Source organism: Corallococcus sp. AB030, assembly GCF_003668965.1.
GTDB classification, from domain to species: domain Bacteria; phylum Myxococcota; class Myxococcia; order Myxococcales; family Myxococcaceae; genus Corallococcus; species Corallococcus exiguus.
The window spans coordinates 16,197-35,694 of sequence record NZ_RAWQ01000015.1 but is presented as its reverse complement, the minus strand read 5'-3'; the positions used below and the strand labels follow the sequence as shown (position 1 = coordinate 35,694).

Genomic DNA, 19,498 nt, shown 5'->3' with positions numbered 1-19,498 from the left:
AGCGGCTCAGCCAATCACATACACGCGGTTCTGGATGCCGTCCTCGGTGACATGGCGGTCCAGGCGCATCCCCAGCCGCTCCGCCACGCGGACGGACGCGGTGTTCTCCGGGTGGATGATGGCCACCAGGGGAACCCGCGGCAGGTGACGGGCCGCCAGCGCCAGCGCGACGCGAGACACCTCCGTGGCGTACCCGGAGCCCCAGGTCTCGGGCGTGAAGCGGTAGGCCAGGTTGAGCACGCGCTGGCCCTCCAGCTCCTTGTGGCGCAGGCCGCCCAGGCCCACGATGACGCCGGGCGCTTCGAGCCGCTCCACCAGCCAGTACCCCACGCCGTCGCGCGCCCAGTCCTCCAGCCAGATGCCCAGGATCCGCCGCGCGTCGTCCAGCGTCTGCATGTAGCCGCGGCGGCTGAACCGGTTCGTTGTTGGATCCGAGTGGAGGGTGAAGACCGCGTCCAGGTCGTTTTCGCGAACAGCGCGGAGCAGCAGCCGGTCGGTGGTCGTGCGTTCGAAGTGCTGAAACATGCCGGACAGCTTACGTGAACCAATCCCAGTCGATGCCGTCCGGAAGCGGAGACGGCGCCCCGCGGCGCCGGGCGGAGATCTCCTCGCGCCAGGCAGCCCGCCCGCCCGGGAGCGGCCAGGCGCGCGAGACGGTTCCCCTGGGGTCGGGGGTGAAGTTGAGCAGCAGCATGCGGTTGACGCGGTCGACGGTCTCCGGCGTCGCGCCCGCGCGCAGCTGGAACTCCGCGCTGAACAGGGCGCCCTCTTCGCGGACAGTGCTCGCGGTATTCCGCGGGGTGACGAAGGGCCACAGCCCCAGCAGCGGTGGCTCCACGCCTTCGAGCAGCGCCGCGTGCAGCCGGTCATGGCCATCCAGCACCAGCCACTTCGCCAGGATGTCCACGTAGAGCAGCAGCACGGGCGGCGACGTCCCGTCCCGTGCGCGCTTGCGCCAGCTCTTCACGCGTCCATCCTCCGCTGAAGAGGGCGCGCGCAGTCCGAGCACGACCCCCGGAGTGTGTTCGGTCCGCGCGTCCCACCAGTCCTCATTCCAGGCGTGGAGGAACCGAGTCACGGCGGACAGTGAGTGCGGCGGCATCGGCGGCTGACCGAAGCCCCATTCCATGGGGGAGACAGGATGCCGCTCCGACTTCTCCGCGGCGATGGCGCGCACGGGGCGCAGACACCAGGATCCGGCGTGGAGCACCGACAGTGGGGACTCCACGAGCGCACGCGCCACCCGCCACGCCCAGGCCTCCCACCAGGGCCCGGTGCCTGGCGCGGCCTCCACGGCCCGGACCTCGGGCGCGGACAGGGCTGGCATGACCTGGGGAACAGGGGCCGTTCCCCGGAGGAACGCAGCGCGGTCCCAGTAGGAATCGATGCGGGCCCAGAGCAGCGTCTGTCCCGCGCCGCGCAACCGGATGCGGTAGTCGGGAGCCGCCTCCAGGTGCACGGAGGGCCGCCGCGCCCAGCGGCCCGTGGCGGGGACGTGCAGCAGCAGACCGGGGCCAGGGGTTTCCAGTCCCCAGCTCCGGGTGTCATCGGCGACGATGGAGACTCCCGCGTTCATGCGCCGCGCTCCTTCAGATGCCCGGCTCACACGGGCTGCTGGAGCGTAACCGACCGCACGCCAGGCATGCGGCCGTGCACGAACGCCTGCCTCCCCCTGCCGTCCCGCGCGGGCCGCCTCCATCTTGGAGGCAGGAGGTGATTCGCGATGGCGGACAAGATTCTCGAGAAGCAGCACGAGCACGAACGCGAGCAGGAGCGCGAGCGGCTGCGCGAGCAGGAGCAGAAGGACCTGGCGGTGGAGTCGCATCGCGGCGCCCGTCCCCTGGAGGGCTACGCGGGAGGCCACACCACGTGGACCGGCGACCAGGACGATGAGGCCGCGGCCCGCGTGCACGCAGGTGACGCCGAGGCCTCCCAGGAGGCCAGTGAGCGGCAGGCCCGCCTGGAGCCGCCCGAGCCCGACGCCGAGGACGACGTCGGCCTCCGCCGCGAATAGCCGCCCTCCGCGGGCTTCCACACCCCAGCGCGCCGCGGACCGCCAGGGTCAGGGCGCGCAGTAACGCACGGACTGGAGGGTATGGGTTTCTGCCGGCGTGTTGGTGGCGGTCATCAGGAGCGCCCCCATCCAGTGTCCGGGGAGTTCCTGCATCAGCACCCATTGCGAGAAGCGGTGCAGGGGCATGGGGCCAGGTCCCGGGCTCCAGTCCGCCGCGATGCCGTTCGGTCCCAGGGCCCAGAACCGGCCTTCCCAGTTGAAGAGAGAATCGTCCGTCTTCTCAGGCGACACAGAGTGCACGGCGAGCCAGGCCATCTGGAGCCCGCGTGAAGTCATGGTGGCACCGAACCACGGCGTGTCGCCCTCGCTCGCGGTGGCGAGCGTTGCCGGAACGCCTCCGGTGAAGAGGGACCGGACCTGCTTGAGCTGATGAGGACGGGCCGACGTCTCACGATAGAGCAGCAGTGGCTCACCAGGGGTGCCGCCTGCCCCCGGAGCCGAGCTCAGCAACGTGGCCGTGGGCGAATTCCCCACGTCGAGCGCTCGCTCCCCGCTCATGGCCGCCAGCTCCGAGTTGTAATGCCAGAGCCGGATGCGTGACTGGGATTCCGGACCGTGGTCCTCCACCACCATCACCAGGAACCCTCCATCCCCGAGCGCCAGCGCGGCCGGAGTGGAGAGAAGGACGTGTTCCTGTGTCCTGAAGAGGATCCAGGGTCCGCTCAACCGCTTTCCGTCCGCATCCACGACCAGCCCCTGCGTCTCCCTGTAATCCTCCGTCACCACGTTCCACACCACCGCGAGCCGCTGCCCGTCCAGGGACACGGCCACCCCCGCGTGGACCGGGAACTGGGGGTATTCGAGAATGACGACGCCTCCCGGGGGGCCGACGGGATTGCCCTGCTCGTCGAGCTGAACGAGGCGTCCTTGCGAGACGGCGGACGGGCTCATGTACCGGCCCACATAGACAAGCGCCGGTCCGCGCGAGGTCCGAACCAGGCGGACCGACGTGACCGGATCAACGCCGGGCGCCACGGGCACCTGCGTCGTGGCCTGCAGCGCCAGGGATTCATCGAGACGACGAATCTGGACCGTGTCCTGTCCCGCCACGGACACCACGAGGGAGCCCCCTGCCACGGGCAGGCTGTCCACGAGGCCTCCGGTCGGGGGCGTCCCCAGGGGAGCGACCTCCGCCCAGGTGGCCGGATCCGCCACGCCGTCACAGTCGTTGTCCAGACCGTCGCAGCGCGTCTCCGCCGCCTCGTAGTCCGCGCCGTAGGAGCGCGCCGTGCACACGGGCTCATAGGCGCCGTCCACCATCGCCCGCTTCGCCCCCGCGCACACGCCATGGGTCTTCTCACAGGGCAGGGCTTCCGCCACGCCACTGTCCACCGTCCCCGCGTCGTCCGTGACGCCTGCGTCGACGGTGACGCCGGCATCCACTTCCGTGCCGGCATCCGGTGGCGTCGTGGACGAATCACAGCCCGCGAGCAGCAGGGCCATCACCAACGACACGGGTCCCAACGACATCATTCGCGAATGCATGGTCCCTCGCATCAAGGCGCGCAGTAGCGCAGCGAACGCAGGGTGTAGGTCCGGGGAGTGTCCGTGGCGGTCATCGTGAGCGCCCCCAGCTGATGCCCCGCCAGCTCATGCAGCCTCACCCATGACGAGGTGCCGTTCATGGGCATGGACTCAGTGCCGGGAGTCCAATCCTTCACGACGCCGGTCGCGCTCCGCCCCCAGAGCCGCCCTTCGACACCGAAGGCGGCATCCCCGCCGGGGTTGGAAACGAAGAGCATGGAGAGCCACGCCAGCTGGAGTCCCCGAGAGGTCATCGTCGCGCCGAACAGGGCGGTCTGGCTCTGCTTCGTCGCGGTCAGGCTCTCCGCCATGCCCTGGTTGAAGAGGGACCGCGCCTGGAAGAACTGGGGAGTGAGTCCATTCGGCTCCCGGTAGAGCAGCGTCGGCTCGCCCGCGCCGCCCTCTTCCAGGGGAGCCGCCAGCATCAGCCTGGGAGCAGCCGCGTACTTCACGGTGAGGATGCGCTCGTCCCCCACGGACAGGAGCTCGCGGTCGTAACGCTGCAGCCAGACGCGCGTGTCATCGAACGAGCCCGCCTTGTTCTCGTTCGCCTTCACCAGGAACCCGCCATCCCCCAGGGCCAGCACCTCCGCCGCGGAGAGATCCAGCGAGTCCGACCGGTGCAGCACACGGGGAGCCGCCAGGACCTGGCCGGCGGGGTCCACGGTCATGCCCTGCACCTCGCGGGCACCGGCGAGTTCCCACGTCCAGATCACCGCGAGCCGCTCGCCATCCAGGGAGGGGGCCACGTGTCCATTCGCCCAGGTGTAGGGCCCTTCGAAGAGGACGACGCTCTCTCCGACGGGAGCGCCCAGCTCATCCAACTGCACGAGGCTCCCCCGGGTGAAGTAGCTCGGCTCTGAGTACACGACGATGGAGAAGAGCGCCGGCCCGCGAGCGGTCCGCAACAGCTGGGTCCTCGACACGCGAATGGGCGCGGGCGACAGCGGCAGGGTCGCCGAGCCCTTCAGGGTCAGGGAGGCATCGAGCCGGAGCATCTCGATGGCCGACTGGCCGTTGGAGGAGACGAACAGGAAGCCTCCTTCCACGGGCAGGCTGTCCGCCCACCGGTCATCAGGAGCCCACTGCAACGGCGCGACATCCGCCCACGTCGTTGGATCCGTCACACCGTCGCAGTCGTTGTCCAGGCCGTCGCAGCGCATCTCCGACGCCTCGTAGTCCGCGCCATAGGAGCGCGCCGTGCACACGGGCTCATAGGCCCCGTCCACCCACGCGCGCTTCGCTCCCGCGCACACGCCCTGGGTCTTCTCGCAGGGCGCGCCTTCCGGGACGCCGCTGTCCACCGTTCCCGCGTCCGCGACGCCCGCGTCGCCGGTGGTGCCCGCATCCGTCCCGGCATCCACCTGCGTGCCGGCATCCTGCTCGGGGCCCGACGGGCTCGTGGAGGATCCACAGCCCGAAACCAGCAGGGCCACCATCAACGACAGGCTTCCCCACAACCCGCCCCACGACGTCATCCGCGATTGCATGTTCCCCTCTTCGTGCTGCCCTGATCCGACAGGTCCCAGTGCCCAAACGGTATCACGCACCCCCGCGCAGCACCGTGAGCCCCCGCAGGAAGTCCTCCGGCAGCGGCGACTCCACCTGGATGAGCTGGCCCGTCGCGGAGGACGGCACTTCCAGCCGCCACGCGTGCAGGGCCTGCCGCCCCACCGCGAGCGCCGCCGGATGCTTGCGCGCCTCCTCCGTGCCGTAGAGCGAATCTCCCAGGACCGGGAACCCGGCCTCCGACAGCTGCACGCGGATCTGATGCGTGCGCCCCGTGTCCAGGTCGATGTCCAGGAGCGCTCCCTCCCGGAACCGCTCGCGCACCGTGAACGTCAGTGCTGCCCGGCGAGCGGAGGGCACACGGGTCGTGAAGCGGCGCGGATCCTTCGGGTCCCTCGCGTACGGTCCTTCCAGGTGCCCCGTGTCCGGCGGACGGCCCAGCACCAGCGTCTGGTAGCGCTTGTCCACGCGCTTCTCCTGGAACGCCTTCAGGAGCGCAGCCACCGCGTCATCCGTCCGGGCCAATGCCAGACATCCGCTCGTCTCGCGATCCAACCGGTGCACCACGCCCGGCTGGACCACGCCCTCCACGTCGAACGGCGGGCACCGCGCCGCGAGCAGCCCCACCACCGACGCCGCCCGCCCTTCCGGCTCCACCACCAGCCCCGGCGGTTTGGCCACGATGACGAGCGCCGCGTCGTCGTACAGCACCGGCAGCTCCGGGCCTTCCAATGAGGCATGAGGCGACGGCCGGGGCTCCGGCGTCTCCAGGGTGAGCTCCTCGCCGCCCCACAGCTTGCGCGTGGCCTGCGCCTTCTTGCCCCGGATGCGCACGCGCCCTGCGTCCAGCATCGCTCGGGCCCGCTCCGGCGTGAGGCCCGGGACGTGCTTCGTCAAGAACCGGTCGAGCCGCTCGCCGGCAATCTCCCGGGGAACCACGAGAACCTTGAGCCGCGTCATGTCTTTCCCCGTCTCCCAAGGCAGCCAGGGAGTCAACCACCGTGTAGGCGTGCGCCCACCGAGCATGCGTCAGGGACGCGCAGTAGAACGAGTGTCTCCGTGGCCACCTCCCTGTTCTCACCTTCGGGCTCCGCCCGAGCCCTGTCTCATCGCGACTTCACCCTTCTCTGGCTGGGCACGCTCGTGTCCAACATCGGCACGTGGATGGAGTCCGTGGCCCTGGGGGTCTACGTCACGCAGGTGACGGGCCAGGCCGCATGGACGGGCGGAGTCGCCGCGCTGACGCACCTGCCTTCGTTGGTGCTCGCGCCGCTGGGGGGTGCGCTCGCGGACCGCTTCGACCGGCGCACCTTCATGGCCGTGTGCGTGTGCATGCAGGCGCTGCTGGCCGCGCTGCTCACGGTGCTGGCCGGCACGGACAACCTGTCGGTGCCGTGGGTGGCGGTCCTCTCGCTGCTCAACGGCGCGTTCAGCACGCTGGTCATCCCGTGCGCCACGGCGCTCACCGTGGCGGTGGTGCCCTCGGAGGACCTGCACAACGCGCTCAGCCTGGACTCGGCGCAGTTCAACCTGGGCCGCATCATCGGGCCCGTGCTGGCCGCGCTCGTGCTGACGAAGGTGGGCATCGAGGGGGCGCTGTTCGTCAACACGCTGTCCTTCCTCGCCGTGCTGCTGGCGCTCGCGGGGATGCGCGGCACGTCGAGCACCCTGCCCTCCAAGGTGGAGGCGCTGTGGGACGGCATCATGCGCGGCGTGCGGCTGGCGTGGACGGATCCGGGCATCGCGCTCGCGCTGGGCTCCGGGGCGTTGGTGGGTTTGCTCATCTCCCCCTTCGTGGGCCTGGTGCCGGTGTTCGCGTTGAAGGTGCTGGGTGGGGATGCGACCACCACGTCCATGCTGCTCACGGCGCAGGGGACGGGCGCGGTCATCGCGGCGTTCGGCTCCGGAGCCCTCGTCGCGAGGATGGGGCGGCAGGCCTTCCTGGAGGCGGCGCTGCTGCTCGTGGGGCTGTGCTCCGCCGCGTACTGGCTGTCACCGTCGCTGCCAGTGGCCCTGGTGACGCTGTTCATCCTGGGCGCGGTGTACCTGGTCGCCTTCACGGGCCTGAAGACGGTGTGCCAGGCACGCACGCCGCCGGAGCTGCAGGCGCGCGTGAGCAGCCTGTTCCTGCTCCTGGTGAACGCGGGCTACATCCTGGGCGTCTGGGGACAGGGCGCGCTGTCGGACCGGGTGGGCGTGCGGCCCATCACCGCGGGCTGTGCCCTGCTCTTCTTCGGCATCGTGGTGGGGATGCGGACCCTGCGTGCCCGGGGTCTGGCCGCGCTGGGCACCTGAGCCTTCAGCCTCCCGAGGTCCCCTTCACCGGCAGGAGCGCCAGCACGCGAGCGAGCACCGCGACGCCCTCCTCGTACTCCGGCAGGTCGATGTGCTCGTTGGGCGTGTGGTCCAACGCCGCGTCGCCGGGGCCATACGCCACCGTGGGCACGGCCCACGTGGAGGCCACGGTGTTCCAGTCGGACGTGCCCGTCTTCAGGCGCAGCGTGGGCTTCACGCCGCGCTCGCGGATGGCCTGTTTGAAGACGCGGGAGAGCGCGTCGTTGCCATTGGTGGACACGGCGTTCTTCCGAGCCACGGTGCGCACCGTCACGGTGGGCACGGTGGCCAGCGCCGCGAGCAGTGCCTCGGTGTCCGTGGACGGGCCGGTGCGGATGCTCACGGCGGCCGTGGCCCATTCCTCCGTCTCCGTGGCGCCGGTGTGGAAGGCGTTGAGGGAGGGAAGGTTCTGCTCGAAGAGGGACGGGCGCTCGCGGTTCCAGTCGTCACACAGGCGCTTGAGTGCGTTCCACGCGTCGATGACGTGCTCGGCTGCGGCGCGGTAGTCGCGGCTCGCGGTGTGGCGGCGGCTGGCGCGGTGCTCCAGGTCCAGGCGCAGCAGTCCCTTGTAGCCGATGGTCACCGCGTGCGCGCCGCTGGGCTCGCCGTTGATGACGAAGTCCGGGGCGTACTGGTCGCGCACATGAAGGGCGCCTCGAGTGATGGCGACCTCCTCCTCCACGCAGCCCAGGAGCAGGAACTGCTTGCCGGCGCGCTCCGAGTCGTCCAGCAGCTCCACGGCTTCAATGAACGCGCACAGCGGGCCCTTCGCGTCCACCGCGCCCCGGCCGTAGAGCTTCTGTCCCTCCAGCCGCACGGGCACTTCTCCGGGCACGGTGTCGATGTGGCCCAGGAACGCGATGACGGTGTCCCCGTCCCCGTAGCGAGCGACGGCGTTGCCCACGGCGTCGGTGTGCGCCCGCCAACCGCGCGTGCCCAGCCGCTCCACCAGCGCTCCAGCGAAGGAGGCCTCCTGGTGGCTGGGGCTGTACTGCTCCACCATCCACCGCAACAAGTCGACGCCTGGCTCACGCGCCCGCATCCGCCCTGCCTCCATCGCGAAGGGTGAACTTCGTGCCGCCCGCCTCCTCCAGCGCGGAGAACACCGGCCGTGCCACGCGCGACGCGCTCACGTACGCGGAAGGGACTCCGCCCTGCAGCGCCCGGCGCACGGCCTCCAGCTTGTAGCGCATGCGCCCGCCCGCCAGCGGCATGCAGCCCTCCACGTCGTCGCTGGAGCGCACCAGCGAAGCGGGGTCCTTTGGATCCGCGAGCAGCCCCGGCACGTTGGAGAGGATGACCAGGGCCTTCGCGCCCAGCGCCGCCGAGATGGATGACGCCACGTGGTCCGCGTCCACGTTCACGAGCACGCCGTCCTCCGTCACCGCGGGAGGACACACGACGGGCACATAGCCGCCATCCAGCAGCGTGCCCAGGAGCGCCGCGTTCACCGAGGACACCTCACCGGCCAGATGTTCGCGGTCGATGCGCATCCGCCCGTCGGCGTCCTGCAACTTGAGCGGAGGCCGGCGACGCGCGGTGAGCACGCGGCCGTCCGCACCGCACAGGCCCAGCGCGGTGACGCCCTTCGCGAGCAGCGCCAGCACCACGGCCTTGTTGACCTCGCCCACCCACGCCATGGTGAGCGCGCGCAGCGTGGGCGCGTAGGTGAGGCGCACGACGTTGCCGTTCGCGGTGGTGGCCTCCGGGCGCGCCATGCCCAGCGAGCCCAGGAGCCGCTCACCCGCCTCCGAGCCTCCGTTGACGACGACGACGCGTTCACCCTGGCGGACGAGCTCTACGATGTCCGAGCAGACGTTCTCCAGGTCCACGCCCGCCGCGCCGCCAATCTTCACGACGACGGGACGGCGGGGCGAGGCGTCGGGGGTGGCGCTCATCCGATGACGCTCGCGCCACCGTCCACGAGTTGCACGGTGCCGGTGATGAAGGAAGCGCGCACACTGGCAAGGAACACGGCAGCCGCGGCGAACTCCTCCGGGAGCCCCACGCGCTTGAGCGGAATGTGCGCGCCCATGGCACGAAGGCCCGCCTCCACGTCACCCGCATTACCCGCGGTGCGCTCCACCGGAGGCGTGCGCATGTAGCCCGGCGCCAGCACGTTGACGGTGATGCCGGCGTCACCCAACTCCTGCACCAGCGCGGCGGAGAAGCCGACGATGCCCATGCGAGCGAAGCCGGACAGCGCGAAGCGGGCCACCGGCCGGTGCACCGTCTCCGAGGTGATGAACAGCAGGCGTCCCCATCCGGCCTTCTTCAGGTGCGGGAGCGCCGCGAGCGCCAGGGAGATGGGCGGAAGCAGCACCGCGTCCGAAGCGCTCCGGTACGCATCCACGCCGAAGGTGGAGGCCGCACCCGGAGGAGGACCGCCACTGTTGGTGACGACGACGTGCAGCGCGCCCAGCTTCGCCACCACATCATCCACCCAGCGGCGCACGTCCGCGTCGTCCTTCACGTCCACGCGAGTCGCCAGCACCCGGCCGCCCCGGGCCACGGACTTGAGCCGAGCCTCCGCCTGGGCCAGACGGTCCGTGTCCCGAGCACCGATGGCGACATGCGCGCCCTCCTTCGCCAGTTCCTCCGCGACAGCGAGCCCCAGGCCGCTGGAGCCACCAGCGACGAGCGCGACCTTGTTGGCGAGTCCCAGTTCCATCCGCGTCCCTCCAGAAGTTGGCGCACGGCCGCCGCCAAACGAGCACACCCCACGTCACTGAACCGCACCTGCGCGGGTCGAGCCATTCCAGCCCGGCCCCGCACGACATCCGCTCCACCGACCGCACCACGATCCGGCCCCGCCGAACCCCGCCCGGCACACGTCATCTCCGACCAGGCCCCGCGCCGACGACTGACCCGTCGCGGCAGGCCCAGACACTATCCCTGCCACTTCGAGCCGGACGGAGCCAGGTTGAGGGAGCCCTCTCCCCACCCCTGCCCGGCCGTCCCTCGTGAGCCCGCCCGCGCCGACGTACGGCCCGCAAGCCTCCCGGACGGCCCTGCGCTCCTCCCGCCCGGCTCAGCCCAAACCTGTCCAACTGTCCGACAAGAGTCCGCGGCCCGGCAGGAGCGGGCAGCCCCTCCAGCGACGGCGTTCCAAAACCTGTCCGACTGTCCGACAAGAGTCCGCGGCCCGGCAGGAGCGGGCAGCCCCTCCAGCGACGGCGTTCCAAAACCTGTCCGACTGTCCGACAAGAGTCCGCGGCCCAGATGAACCAGCAGCCTCCCGGCTGCGGTGCGCCAAAACCGGTCCGACTGTCCGACAGGTTTCGGCGGCCCAGATGAACCAGCAGCCTCCCAGCCGCGGTGCGCCAAAATCGGTCCGACTGTCCGACAAGAGTCCGCGGCCCAGATGAACCAGCAGCCTCCCGGCCGCGGTGCGCCAAAACCGGTCCGACTGTCCGACAGGTTTCGGCGGCCCAGATGAACCAGCAGCCTCCAGCCACGGTTCTCCAAGACCTGTCCGACTGTCCGACAGGTTTCCTCGGCTCGGGCGGGACGAGGTCCCGGGCCCCGGTTCTTCAAAACCTGTCCGACTGTCCGACAGGTTTCCTCAACTCGGGCGGGACGAGGTCCCGGGCCCCGGTTCTTCAGAACCTGTCCGACTGTCCGACAGCTTTCCGCTGCCCGGATGGTGCGGCCGACCCCAGCCACGGGCCCCCGAGCCTGTCCGACTGTCCGACAGGTTTCCTCGGCTCGGGCGGGACGAGGTCCCGGGCCCCGGCTCTTCAAAACCTGTCCGACTGTCCGACAGGTTTCCGGAGCCTGGCTGGCCCGAAGGCTCCCCACCACGGACCTCCGAACCTGTCCGACTGTCGGACAGGTTTTTTCGGTACGCCTCCGACGGGGGGCTGGCCGGACTCTCGCCTTCGCATCCGCAAGGACAGGGGTCATGTCCGGAGGCTCAGGAACGGGGCTCCGCGCCCGCACCCGGCGCGGCCCCTCCGATGGGAGCTCGCCGTGCGCCTCTGAAGTACCCGTACTTCGCCATCAGCGGCCACGCGAGCGCCACGGTGAGCGCCTTCGCTCCGGAGGCCAGTTCCCCCTTCCACGCGTCGTCCTCGCCGCGCAGGAGCGTGGGACCACTGCGGAAGCGGTCCGGGTTGCCGGTAACGGTGTGGTTCTTCCCCAGCATTACCGTGCGACCCTTCACCGGGTTCTGCGTGCGTGGCACGCCCGCCAGGTCCAGCACCGTGTCCACGGCGCGGTCCGGCGCGGCGATGAAGTCCTCGTAGCGCAGGAAGAGCGACTGCGCGGGGAACCTCCGCGTCACCTCCTCCGACGCGGCGTTGAAGCCCAGCCAGTACGCAGTGCTGCGCGCGGCGGACATGGGGACGACGTACTGCTTCGTCTTCGTCCACGAGTGCGTCACCGCGCGCGGATCACGCACCAGGTGCAGATACAGCGGCCGGATGCCCTCCACGCGCGGCAACAGCGCCGCCTCGGACGGGAACTTCCCGCTGTCCACCAGCACCGAGCTCCCCGTCGCCCTCGCGATGGTGCGGTACGTCCGCGCGAGGAAGTCCGCGTGCGATTGGAGCGCGTGCGAATCCCCCGCCTCGTCCAGCACCCGCAACGTGTGCCGCGTGCGCACGGCGGCCTGCTGCCTGAGCACCACCTCCGCCGCATGCGCGCGCGGCGTCAGGCCCGCCGGCACGTCGGAGGTCAACACCGTGTTCCAGATGCCGCACTCCAACAGCTGCTGGCCGCAGCCGCACAACGTGTTGGAGCCGTTCCCGTACGCGTTCTTCCAGAGGAAGCTCAGCTCCCCCACGTGGAAGAAGCCCGGCACCTCGTTGAGGACGTTGCCCAGGATGGTGCTGCCGCTGCGGCACCAGCCGGTGATGTAGAGGACCGTGAGCTGCGCGCCCTCGCCCTTCGCGCTCGCGGAGGCCATCAGGTCAGCGACGCCACGAAGAAGTGGGTGGGCAGGTGCACCGCGAGCGTCGTGTAGACCTCGCCGTAGGCGGCCAGTCCCTCGCGCGGGAAGATGCCCGGCGGCGGCTCCGCGAACCGGATGACCGAGCGCTGGCTGTCATACAGCGTCGCCGCGGCGGTGAAGTCCCCGACAATGATGGTGCCCGGGTTCACCATGCGCGTGCGGCACAGGCGGATGCCCATGGCGGCCAGGTCCGACAGGAGCGTCTGCTGGCCCACCAGGTGCTCGTAGAAGTCCAACGAGTTGATGACGATGCCGTCCGCGGACCCGCCCATCTGCTCCACCTGCGCGCAGGCGTTGAGCAGCGAGGCCACCGCGTTCTTCTTCGCCGGCAGCCGCACGATGCCCGGCGTGTGCAGCAGGCCCCGCACGCCGTCCCCGCCCTTGCCGATACACAGCGCCTGGTTCTCCGCCGTGTTCAGCCGCACCAGCAGCCGGAAGTCGATGAACTGCGCCAGCGACTGGGAATCCTCCAGCAGGTTGCGCGGCACTTGAATCCACGCGCGCGTGGGCTTGAGCGCCTGCGTGTCCTGGTGGAACTCGAAGCCTGCCTCCGGGCGCAGGTCCACGTCCTGCACCGGTCCGGTGGGCTTCGTCTGGGGGTGCGTCTCGTACCAGAAGGGGACAGGGTCGCGCTCCGCCTTGGCCGTCTTGAACATGCCGCGCACCGCGATGCGCGGACGGCGCTTGAAGCCGGGGAACGCGTCCACGATGGACGTGTCGTAGTCCACGTGCGCCTTCGCGCCGTGCTTCTGGACCGCGGCCGCGAACACCTCGCCAGGGGATTTCGTGCTCAAGCTCATGGGGTGCGGCTCCTCGGAATGAAAAGCGGTCTAGAGCGGATGCAGGCCCCGGAAGCCCAGCCCTTCCGTCTCCGGGCGGCCCAGCATCAGGTTCAGCGCATGCACCGCCGTACCGGCGGCGCCCTTCACCAAATTGTCGATGGCCGCGTTCACCACGATGCGGCCCCGCTCCGCGTCCACGTCCACCGACAAGTCACAGTGGTTCGTGCCCAGGAGCGGCCCGGGCTCCGGGAACGGCGACAGGGACGCACTGGGCCGCAGCAGCCGCACGAAGGGCTTCTCGCGGTAGCGCGTGGCGATGGCGCGCACCACCTCCGACTCCTCCACCGGTCGCGCCGCGAACGCGTGCACCGTCGCGAGGATGCCGCGCACTCCCGGCACCGCCGTGGCGCTGAAGTGGATGGTGGGCTGCTGTCCGGTGACGCGCGCCACCACGCCCTCCAACTCGCCCGTGTGCCGGTGGCCCACCGGCTTGTAGCAGCGCAGCGCGTTCGCCCGCTCCGGGTGGTGCGAGGAGCGGTCTGGCGTGGAGCCGCCTCCAGACGAACCCGTCTTCGCGTCCACCACCAGCACGTCCGGACGCACGAGCCCCGCGTGCAGCAGCGGCAGCAGTGCCAGGAGTCCCGCGTGAGCCATGCAGCCGGGCACCGCGACGTGGCGCGCATTCGTCAGCGCCTCGCCCATCCACTCCGGAAGCCCGTAGACGAACGCGGGCACGTCATCCGGGCGCGGGTGCTTGCCGTACCAGCGCGCGTGCCCCGCGGCGTCCAGGCGGAAGTCCGCGCTCAGGTCCACCACCCGCTCCGCCAGCCGCGACACCTTCGGCCAGCGCTGGAGCAGCTCGCCTTGCGGCATGCAGCTCACCAGCACGTCGCATGGCTCCAGCGCGTCATGCGGCGTGTAGCGCAGCGTCCCCACCCCGCGCAGGTGCGGATGCGGGAAGTCCAGGCGCTTGCCGGCGAACTGGCCGGAGGTGGCCTGCACCACCTCCACGGCCGGGTGCGCGAGCAACAGGCGCAGCACCTCGCCGCCGGTGTAGCCCGCGGCTCCCAGCACCGCCACGCGCACGCTCATCGCCGGGCTCCTCCGGCTCCGGACGCGACGTACTCCGCGATGAGGTCCGGCAGCGGGACGCCCGTCTCGTCGATGCTGCGCGCGAACTCCACGCAGTGGTTGATTTCGTTGACGTAGATGTCGCCGCCGCGCGTCTCCAGCAGGTCCACCGCCACCATGTCCCCGCCCACCGCCTCCGCCGCGGCCTCCGCCAGCTTCGCGTGCACCACCGGCACCTCGTAGCGCTCCGGCACGGCGCCTCGCGCGGTGTTGGTGATCCAATGCTCTGAGCGCCGCCTGAGGCCCCCCACCGCGCGGCCGATGACGTAGACGCGCAGGTCGTAGCCCGGCTTGTCCACGTACTCCTGCACCAGCGCCACGTGGTCCTGCGCGCCGCCGGTGCCGAAGCGCGTGGACAGCACGCCTTCCGCCGCGGAGCGCGAATCCAACCGGGCCACCATCCGGCCCCAGCTGCCCAGCACGGGCTTGGTCACCACCGGGTAGCCCTTCTTCTCAATCGCCTCCAGGCACGCGTCCTCGTCGAAGGCCACGAAGGACCACGGCATGGGCACGCCCTTCGCGGCCAGCGCGGCGCTGGTGAGCGCCTTGTCCCCACACAGTGAGATGGTCCTCGCGCTGTTGAGCACGCGCAGCCCCTTCATCTCCAGGAACGTGGCCAGGTAGCGCGCACGCGTGAAGGACATGCTGCGCATCAACACGGTGTCGGCCTCGGTGACGCGCTGCCGATCCATGGACAGCACCATCCCGGAGTCCTGCACCAGGTTGACGGCGCAGTCGCGCCTGCGCAGCGCCTCGAGGAGGAGCTTCTCCTCGGTGCGCACGCGCGTATAGACGAGGTCGACCTTGCGCATGGCGCGGGGCTACTCCCCCCAGTCTTCCTCGACCTCGGGAGCTTCCTCGAGCCGCAGCGGGTTGACGCCCACCACCTCCAGCTCGGCGGAACAGCCGCCACAGGAGAGCACCTCGCCCACCATCCGGTTGCCGCCCGGCACCGGCTGCGCGCACAGCGGGCACTGCTCCGGCGGCACGGACTGCGTCATCGGGTTCGGGTTCTGGACCTGCATGTCAGTCCCTCCTCGTTGCGGATTCCACGGCAAACACCGGGGTTCTTGGGAGCACTCCCAGGATGCGCTCGGCCACCTGCCCGCCCTCCAGCCCATGCCCCTTGAGCAGGGCCTCGTGCGAACCGGCGCGCGAGTCGTACCGGTCCTGCAAGCCCACGCGCAGCACGCGCCGCTGCAGGTCCAGCGAGCACACCGTTTCGCACACCGCGCTGCCCAGTCCGCCCAGCACGTTGTGCTCCTCCACGGTCACCAGGAGCCGCGTGCGCGCCGCCGTCTCGCGCACCGCCTCCTCGTCCAGCGGCTTCAGCGTGTGCACGTTGAGCACGCGCGCGGAGACACCTTGTGCATCCAGGAGCTTCGCGGCATCCAGCGCCACGGACACGCCCACCTCACCGTGCGCGAGCAACCCCACGTCGTCGCCCTCGCGCAGGAGCGCTGCGCGGCCCAGTTCGAACGGCGGGCGCGGGATGTCCAGCCGGGTGACGCGGTTGCGGCCCAGCCGCAGATACACCGGTCCGTCGTGCTGGAGCATCGCGCGCGTGGCGTGCACCGTCTCCAGGCCGTCCGCGGGCGACACCACGGTGAGGTTGGGCATCGCGCGCAGCACGGCCAGGTCTTCGATGGCGTGGTGCGTGGGGCCAAAGAAGGCGCCCGCCACGCCGCCGTAGTCGCACACCAGCTTCACGTTGGCGCGCGCATAGGCCAGGTTCAGCCGCACCTGCTCGCACGCGCGCATCACGCCGAACGCCGCGAAGCTGTGCGCGATGACCGTGTGTCCGCCGTGCGCCAGGCCACACGCCATGTCCAGCATGGTGGCCTCGCAGATGCCCAGGTTGAAGTAGCGCTGGGGGTGGCGCGCCTCGAACGGATCGCCTCCGCCGCCCAGGTCCGCCTCCAGGAAGACGACGCGCGCGTCCTCCTCCGCGAAGCGCGCCGCCGCGTGCCGGAACACCAGCCGGCTGGACAACTCCGGGTGCGCGGCGAGCCACGCCTCCGGCGCCCAGGCCAGGTCCACCGTCGACTCGAGCGACGCGCTCACTGGCCGTCCTCCCCCAGCGACGCGAGCGCCCGGCGCAGGTGCTCCGGCGAGAACACCGCGTAGTGCGGCCCCTTGCCCTTGAGCATCGGCACGCCCGCGCCCTTGCGCGTCCGCGCGACGATGGCGCGCGGACGTCCGCCCACGACGGGCGCCTCCAGCGCGGCCACCAAGGCGGGCAGGTCGTGCCCGTCCACCTCCAGCGACTGGAAGCCGAACGCGTCCAGCCTCTGCACCAACGCCTCCTGCGACAGGATGGCTTCGGTGGGGCCGTCGTTCTGTCCGCCGTTGCGGTCGATGATCAGCGTGAGGCCGGTGAGCTTGCGGTGCGACGCCACCTGGAGCGCTTCCCAGTTGGAGCCCTCGCCCATCTCTCCGTCGCCGCAGACGACGAAGGTGCGGTTGGGTTCCCCGCGCAGCACATGCCCGAGCGTCAGCCCCACACCCAACCCCAGCCCATGGCCCAGGCTGCCGGTGGCGAACTCCACGCCCGGCACCGCCGCGTTCACGTGGCCGGTGAAGATGCTGCCGTCCGCGTTGTACTCGCGCACCAGCGTCTCCACGTCCACGAAGCCGAACTCCGCCAGCGCCGCGTAGAGCCCCGCCGCAGCGTGCCCCTTGGACAGGATGAGGTGGTCGCGCTCCGGTGACTTCGGCGCGCGCGGATCCACGCGCATCACCCGGCCCAGCAGCGCCACCAGAATCTCCACCATCGACAGCGAGCCGCCCAGGTGACAGCCCGACGGCGTCGCCGCCAGCCGCACGATGGTCCGCCGGATCCGCAGGGCCCGCCGGGGCAGCAACGCCAGCCCCGCATCCGACGCGGCGCCCGCAACCCCGTCACTGGTGCGGGCAGGCGCCACCGGGCCACCGGAGGCCGTGGGTTCATCTGGCGTCCGCGCGTCGCGCGACAGCCCGGGGGTCGTTGGATTCGCCGAGAAAGTCATGCCCGTAGCGTCGCTGTTACAGCCCCGGAATCCGGCTGTTGTGAGACACCCTAGGAAATCGCATCATGCGCCGTCAACGCGGATTTTCTCAAGATATAGACCTACAAGAAAAAACCGTCTTGCCCGGTAATCTCGCGGTGTTACACGCGCGGAAGGCCCGGCATTCCCCGGTTTCGCGTCACTCGGAGGAGACCTTCGCATGGGGCAGCGTTTCCATAACGCAGCGGCATTGGAGAAGGGTTCGGAGTACCGCCGAAAGGGTTGGTGGCGTGACACCACGGTGGTTGACGATCTGCGTCGCTGCGTCCAGGCGCACCCGGACAAGACCGCGATCATCGCCGCACGGTACTTTTCCAAGGACATCACGCGGCTGACGTACGCGGAGCTGGCGCGATACATGGACCGGTTCGCGCTGGGCCTGCGCGAGCTGGGCGTGGGGCGCGAGGACATCGTCGCGGTGCAGCTGCCCAACGGGTGGCACTTCACGGCGCTGGCGCTGGCGTGCGCGCGGCTGGGAGCGGTCATCGCTCCCATTCCGCCGGACTACCGGCGGCGCGAGGTGGAGTTCATCCTGGGGCGCACGGAGGCCTCCGTGTACGTGGGGCCCACGTCGTGGACGGGGCACTCACACCGGGACATGGCGCGCGACATCGCGGGGGTGCTGCCGTCGCTGCGCCACCGGGTGCTGCTGGGCAGCAACACCGACCTCCAAGCGGGCGAGCGGGACTTCGAGCGCCACTTCATCGAGCGCGAGTGGGAGAAGGAAGCGTCTCTGGAGGGAGTGGCCCCGGCGGCCGCGGACGACGTGTGCAACATCCTCTATACGTCCGGCACCACGGGTGAGCCGAAGGGCGTGGTGCACTCGCACAACACGAACTACGGCATCACGCGCGCGCTGTGCGACACGCTGGGCATCGACGGAACGGACGTGGTGGCGCTGCCGTCGCTGCTGACGGCGTCCACGGGGTTCACGTATTCGTACCTGATGCCCATGCTCCTGGGGGCCACGGCAATCTACATGGACGTGGGCGACCCGGAGCTGACGCTCAAGCTCTTCGAGGAGCACGGCGTCACGTTCACGTACGGCATTCCCACGTACCTGATGAACCTCATCGCGTTGCAGCGAAAGCGCCAGCGGAACACCTCCTCGCTGCGGCAGCTGGCCACGGGCTCCATCCCGGTGCCGCCGCACCTCATCGCGGCGGTGCGCGAGGTGTTCGGTGTGCGGCTGCACACGCTGTGGGGCATGACGGAGAACGGCGCGGTCACCATCACCCGGCATGAAGATGCGCCGGACTGGCCCAGCCAGAGCGACGGGCGCGCGGTGGCGTGGATGGAGACGAAGATCGTCCCGGCGCTCGCGGAGGACGGCACTCCGTATCCGGATGGGACGGGGCGGCTGATGGTGCGAGGCGCCAGCCAGTGCCTCACCTACTTCAAGCGCGACGACGTGTACGCCGCGGCGACGGACGCGGAGGGCTGGTTCGACACGGGCGACCTGGCGCGCGACGACGGGCGCGGCGGCATCCGCATCGTGGGGCGGCTGAAGGACGTCATCTTCCGGTACGGGTACAAGATCCCCGTGGTGGAGGTGGAGTCCGCGCTGTACTCGCACCCGAAGGTGAAGGAGGTCGCGGTCGTCGCGCACTCAGACGACAAGATTGGCGGCGAACGGGTGTGCGCCGTCGTCGTGGTGCGCGAGGGAGAGGCCCCGCCCACGCTCAACGAGCTGCGCGACCATCTCAAGCAGCAGGGCATGTCCAACCAGTACTGGCCGGACCGCCTGGACCTCATCGACGAGATGCCCAAGACGGCCACCGGCAAGGTGCGCAAGTATCTGCTGCGCGACAGGCTGAAGCCCGCGTGAGCGGGCGGGAGGAACGGCCATGAACCCGAGCCCTGAAGAAGCCACCAGTCCCACGGACACGGAAGCGAAGCTCGCGGCGTGGTGGAAGGAGTTGCTGGGCGTGGAGGTCGTGCGCCCGGAGGACCACTTCCTGGAGATTGGCGGCAACTCCCTGATGGCCACGGTCCTGTCCAACCGCATCGAGAGCGAATTGGGCGTGGAGGTGTCCATGGCGGAGCTGTTCAACACGCTCCGGGCCGTGGCCACGCTGTGCGACGAACTGCGCCAGGAGCAGTCCGCTTGAGCCGAGCCGCCCCCTGAAGGCGGCCCCTTCCC

19 protein-coding genes are annotated in these 19,498 nt (G+C 70.4%); 4 read left to right on the top strand and 15 right to left on the bottom strand.

The window, feature by feature from the left end; all coding sequences use genetic code 11:
- Positions 1 to 6: 6 nt before the first annotated feature.
- Both D7Y15_RS06005 and D7Y15_RS06000 read right to left on the bottom strand, forming a co-directional pair.
- Positions 7 to 525, bottom strand: a complete 519-nt coding sequence (locus D7Y15_RS06005) for a GNAT family N-acetyltransferase (RefSeq protein ID WP_121751953.1) — start codon at positions 523 to 525, stop codon at positions 7 to 9.
- Between the two features lie 10 nt (positions 526 to 535).
- Positions 536 to 1,576, bottom strand: coding sequence for a hypothetical protein (locus tag D7Y15_RS06000; protein ID WP_121751952.1), 1,041 nt, complete (start codon positions 1,574 to 1,576; stop codon positions 536 to 538).
- Positions 1,577 to 1,723: 147 nt separating this feature from the next.
- Between D7Y15_RS06000 and D7Y15_RS05995 the strand changes: the two genes are divergently transcribed.
- Positions 1,724 to 2,014, top strand: a complete 291-nt coding sequence (locus D7Y15_RS05995) for a hypothetical protein (RefSeq protein ID WP_120577824.1) — start codon at positions 1,724 to 1,726, stop codon at positions 2,012 to 2,014.
- 48 nt (positions 2,015 to 2,062) lie between these two features.
- Here D7Y15_RS05995 and D7Y15_RS05990 read toward each other — a convergent pair whose 3' ends face one another.
- The 3 genes from D7Y15_RS05990 to D7Y15_RS05980 are packed head-to-tail and all read right to left on the bottom strand — an operon-like array spanning position 2,063 to position 6,067.
- The gene (locus D7Y15_RS05990; RefSeq protein WP_148712702.1) at positions 2,063 to 3,559 is read right to left on the bottom strand and encodes a putative metal-binding motif-containing protein; all 1,497 of its coding nucleotides are present in this window, start codon (positions 3,557 to 3,559) and stop codon (positions 2,063 to 2,065) included.
- A gap of 11 nt (positions 3,560 to 3,570) precedes the next feature.
- A complete protein-coding gene (locus tag D7Y15_RS05985) occupies positions 3,571 to 5,088 on the bottom strand; it encodes a putative metal-binding motif-containing protein (RefSeq protein ID WP_148712701.1) in 1,518 nt (505 codons plus the stop codon).
- A gap of 52 nt (positions 5,089 to 5,140) precedes the next feature.
- Positions 5,141 to 6,067 carry an RluA family pseudouridine synthase gene (locus D7Y15_RS05980; RefSeq protein WP_120577828.1) on the bottom strand — a complete coding sequence of 309 codons (927 nt, stop codon included), beginning with the start codon at positions 6,065 to 6,067 and terminating at the stop codon, positions 5,141 to 5,143.
- Between the two features lie 99 nt (positions 6,068 to 6,166).
- Here D7Y15_RS05980 and D7Y15_RS05975 point away from each other — a divergent pair, with 99 nt between their 5' ends.
- A complete protein-coding gene (locus D7Y15_RS05975) occupies positions 6,167 to 7,402 on the top strand; it encodes an MFS transporter (protein WP_121751949.1) in 1,236 nt (411 codons plus the stop codon).
- Between the two features lie 4 nt (positions 7,403 to 7,406).
- Here the strand turns inward: D7Y15_RS05975 and D7Y15_RS05970 are convergent, their stop codons facing one another.
- From D7Y15_RS05970 to D7Y15_RS05925, 10 genes are all read right to left on the bottom strand, one after another.
- Positions 7,407 to 8,483, bottom strand: coding sequence for a M20/M25/M40 family metallo-hydrolase (locus D7Y15_RS05970; RefSeq protein WP_120577830.1), 1,077 nt, complete (start codon positions 8,481 to 8,483; stop codon positions 7,407 to 7,409).
- Positions 8,470 to 9,339 carry a [LysW]-aminoadipate kinase gene (locus D7Y15_RS05965; protein ID WP_121751948.1) on the bottom strand — a complete coding sequence of 290 codons (870 nt, stop codon included), beginning with the start codon at positions 9,337 to 9,339 and terminating at the stop codon, positions 8,470 to 8,472. The genes D7Y15_RS05970 and D7Y15_RS05965 overlap by 14 nt, the downstream gene beginning before the upstream one ends.
- Complete coding sequence (locus D7Y15_RS05960) at positions 9,336 to 10,112, bottom strand: SDR family NAD(P)-dependent oxidoreductase (RefSeq protein ID WP_121751947.1); 777 nt, start codon at positions 10,110 to 10,112, stop codon at positions 9,336 to 9,338. Before D7Y15_RS05960 ends, D7Y15_RS05965 begins: the two co-directional genes overlap by 4 nt.
- A gap of 1,245 nt (positions 10,113 to 11,357) precedes the next feature.
- Positions 11,358 to 12,350 (bottom strand): sulfotransferase, encoded by a 993-nt coding sequence (locus D7Y15_RS05955; protein ID WP_120581081.1) that lies wholly within the window; start codon positions 12,348 to 12,350, stop codon positions 11,358 to 11,360.
- Entirely contained in the window at positions 12,350 to 13,195 is an 846-nt protein-coding gene (locus D7Y15_RS05950) for a family 3 encapsulin nanocompartment shell protein (RefSeq protein ID WP_121751946.1), read from the bottom strand. Before D7Y15_RS05950 ends, D7Y15_RS05955 begins: the two co-directional genes overlap by 1 nt.
- Positions 13,196 to 13,225: 30 nt before the next feature.
- Positions 13,226 to 14,269: an N-acetyl-gamma-glutamyl-phosphate reductase gene (gene argC / locus D7Y15_RS05945; RefSeq protein ID WP_120599569.1), complete on the bottom strand. Its 1,044-nt coding sequence runs from the start codon at positions 14,267 to 14,269 to the stop codon at positions 13,226 to 13,228.
- A complete protein-coding gene (locus D7Y15_RS05940) occupies positions 14,266 to 15,120 on the bottom strand; it encodes a RimK family alpha-L-glutamate ligase (protein ID WP_120581078.1) in 855 nt (284 codons plus the stop codon). Before D7Y15_RS05940 ends, argC begins: the two co-directional genes overlap by 4 nt.
- 9 nt (positions 15,121 to 15,129) lie before the next feature.
- Positions 15,130 to 15,333 carry a lysine biosynthesis protein LysW gene (gene lysW / locus D7Y15_RS45185; protein ID WP_199733962.1) on the bottom strand — a complete coding sequence of 68 codons (204 nt, stop codon included), beginning with the start codon at positions 15,331 to 15,333 and terminating at the stop codon, positions 15,130 to 15,132.
- A 1-nt stretch (position 15,334) separates the two neighbouring features.
- On the bottom strand, positions 15,335 to 16,372 hold the full coding sequence (locus D7Y15_RS05930; protein ID WP_121751945.1) for a transketolase family protein: 1,038 nt from the start codon (positions 16,370 to 16,372) through the stop codon (positions 15,335 to 15,337).
- Positions 16,369 to 17,316, bottom strand: a complete 948-nt coding sequence (locus D7Y15_RS05925) for a 1-deoxy-D-xylulose-5-phosphate synthase N-terminal domain-containing protein (RefSeq protein ID WP_121751944.1) — start codon at positions 17,314 to 17,316, stop codon at positions 16,369 to 16,371. The genes D7Y15_RS05930 and D7Y15_RS05925 overlap by 4 nt, the downstream gene beginning before the upstream one ends.
- A gap of 199 nt (positions 17,317 to 17,515) precedes the next feature.
- Between D7Y15_RS05925 and D7Y15_RS05920 the strand changes: the two genes are divergently transcribed.
- On the top strand, positions 17,516 to 19,183 hold the full coding sequence (locus D7Y15_RS05920) for an AMP-binding protein (protein WP_120581075.1): 1,668 nt from the start codon (positions 17,516 to 17,518) through the stop codon (positions 19,181 to 19,183).
- A gap of 19 nt (positions 19,184 to 19,202) precedes the next feature.
- Complete coding sequence (locus D7Y15_RS05915; RefSeq protein ID WP_120581074.1) at positions 19,203 to 19,466, top strand: phosphopantetheine-binding protein; 264 nt, start codon at positions 19,203 to 19,205, stop codon at positions 19,464 to 19,466.
- Positions 19,467 to 19,498: the final 32 nt, after the last annotated feature.

Excerpts from the sequence above, each read along its gene's own strand:
- D7Y15_RS06005 (WP_121751953.1), bottom strand. The coding sequence starts at position 525 with ATGTTTCAGCACTTCGAACGCACGACCACCGACCGGCTGCTGCTCCGC.
- D7Y15_RS06000 (WP_121751952.1), bottom strand. The coding sequence starts at position 1,576 with ATGAACGCGGGAGTCTCCATCGTCGCCGATGACACCCGGAGCTGGGGA.
- D7Y15_RS05995 (WP_120577824.1), top strand. The coding sequence starts at position 1,724 with ATGGCGGACAAGATTCTCGAGAAGCAGCACGAGCACGAACGCGAGCAG.
- D7Y15_RS05990 (WP_148712702.1), bottom strand. The coding sequence starts at position 3,559 with ATGCATTCGCGAATGATGTCGTTGGGACCCGTGTCGTTGGTGATGGCC.
- D7Y15_RS05985 (WP_148712701.1), bottom strand. The coding sequence starts at position 5,088 with ATGCAATCGCGGATGACGTCGTGGGGCGGGTTGTGGGGAAGCCTGTCG.
- D7Y15_RS05980 (WP_120577828.1), bottom strand. The coding sequence starts at position 6,067 with ATGACGCGGCTCAAGGTTCTCGTGGTTCCCCGGGAGATTGCCGGCGAG.
- D7Y15_RS05970 (WP_120577830.1), bottom strand. The coding sequence starts at position 8,483 with ATGCGGGCGCGTGAGCCAGGCGTCGACTTGTTGCGGTGGATGGTGGAG.
- D7Y15_RS05965 (WP_121751948.1), bottom strand. The coding sequence starts at position 9,339 with ATGAGCGCCACCCCCGACGCCTCGCCCCGCCGTCCCGTCGTCGTGAAG.
- D7Y15_RS05960 (WP_121751947.1), bottom strand. The coding sequence starts at position 10,112 with ATGGAACTGGGACTCGCCAACAAGGTCGCGCTCGTCGCTGGTGGCTCC.
- D7Y15_RS05955 (WP_120581081.1), bottom strand. The coding sequence starts at position 12,350 with ATGGCCTCCGCGAGCGCGAAGGGCGAGGGCGCGCAGCTCACGGTCCTC.
- D7Y15_RS05950 (WP_121751946.1), bottom strand. The coding sequence starts at position 13,195 with ATGAGCTTGAGCACGAAATCCCCTGGCGAGGTGTTCGCGGCCGCGGTC.
- argC (WP_120599569.1), bottom strand. The coding sequence starts at position 14,269 with ATGAGCGTGCGCGTGGCGGTGCTGGGAGCCGCGGGCTACACCGGCGGC.
- D7Y15_RS05940 (WP_120581078.1), bottom strand. The coding sequence starts at position 15,120 with ATGCGCAAGGTCGACCTCGTCTATACGCGCGTGCGCACCGAGGAGAAG.
- lysW (WP_199733962.1), bottom strand. The coding sequence starts at position 15,333 with ATGCAGGTCCAGAACCCGAACCCGATGACGCAGTCCGTGCCGCCGGAG.
- D7Y15_RS05925 (WP_121751944.1), bottom strand. The coding sequence starts at position 17,316 with ATGACTTTCTCGGCGAATCCAACGACCCCCGGGCTGTCGCGCGACGCG.
- D7Y15_RS05920 (WP_120581075.1), top strand. The coding sequence starts at position 17,516 with ATGGGGCAGCGTTTCCATAACGCAGCGGCATTGGAGAAGGGTTCGGAG.
- D7Y15_RS05915 (WP_120581074.1), top strand. The coding sequence starts at position 19,203 with ATGAACCCGAGCCCTGAAGAAGCCACCAGTCCCACGGACACGGAAGCG.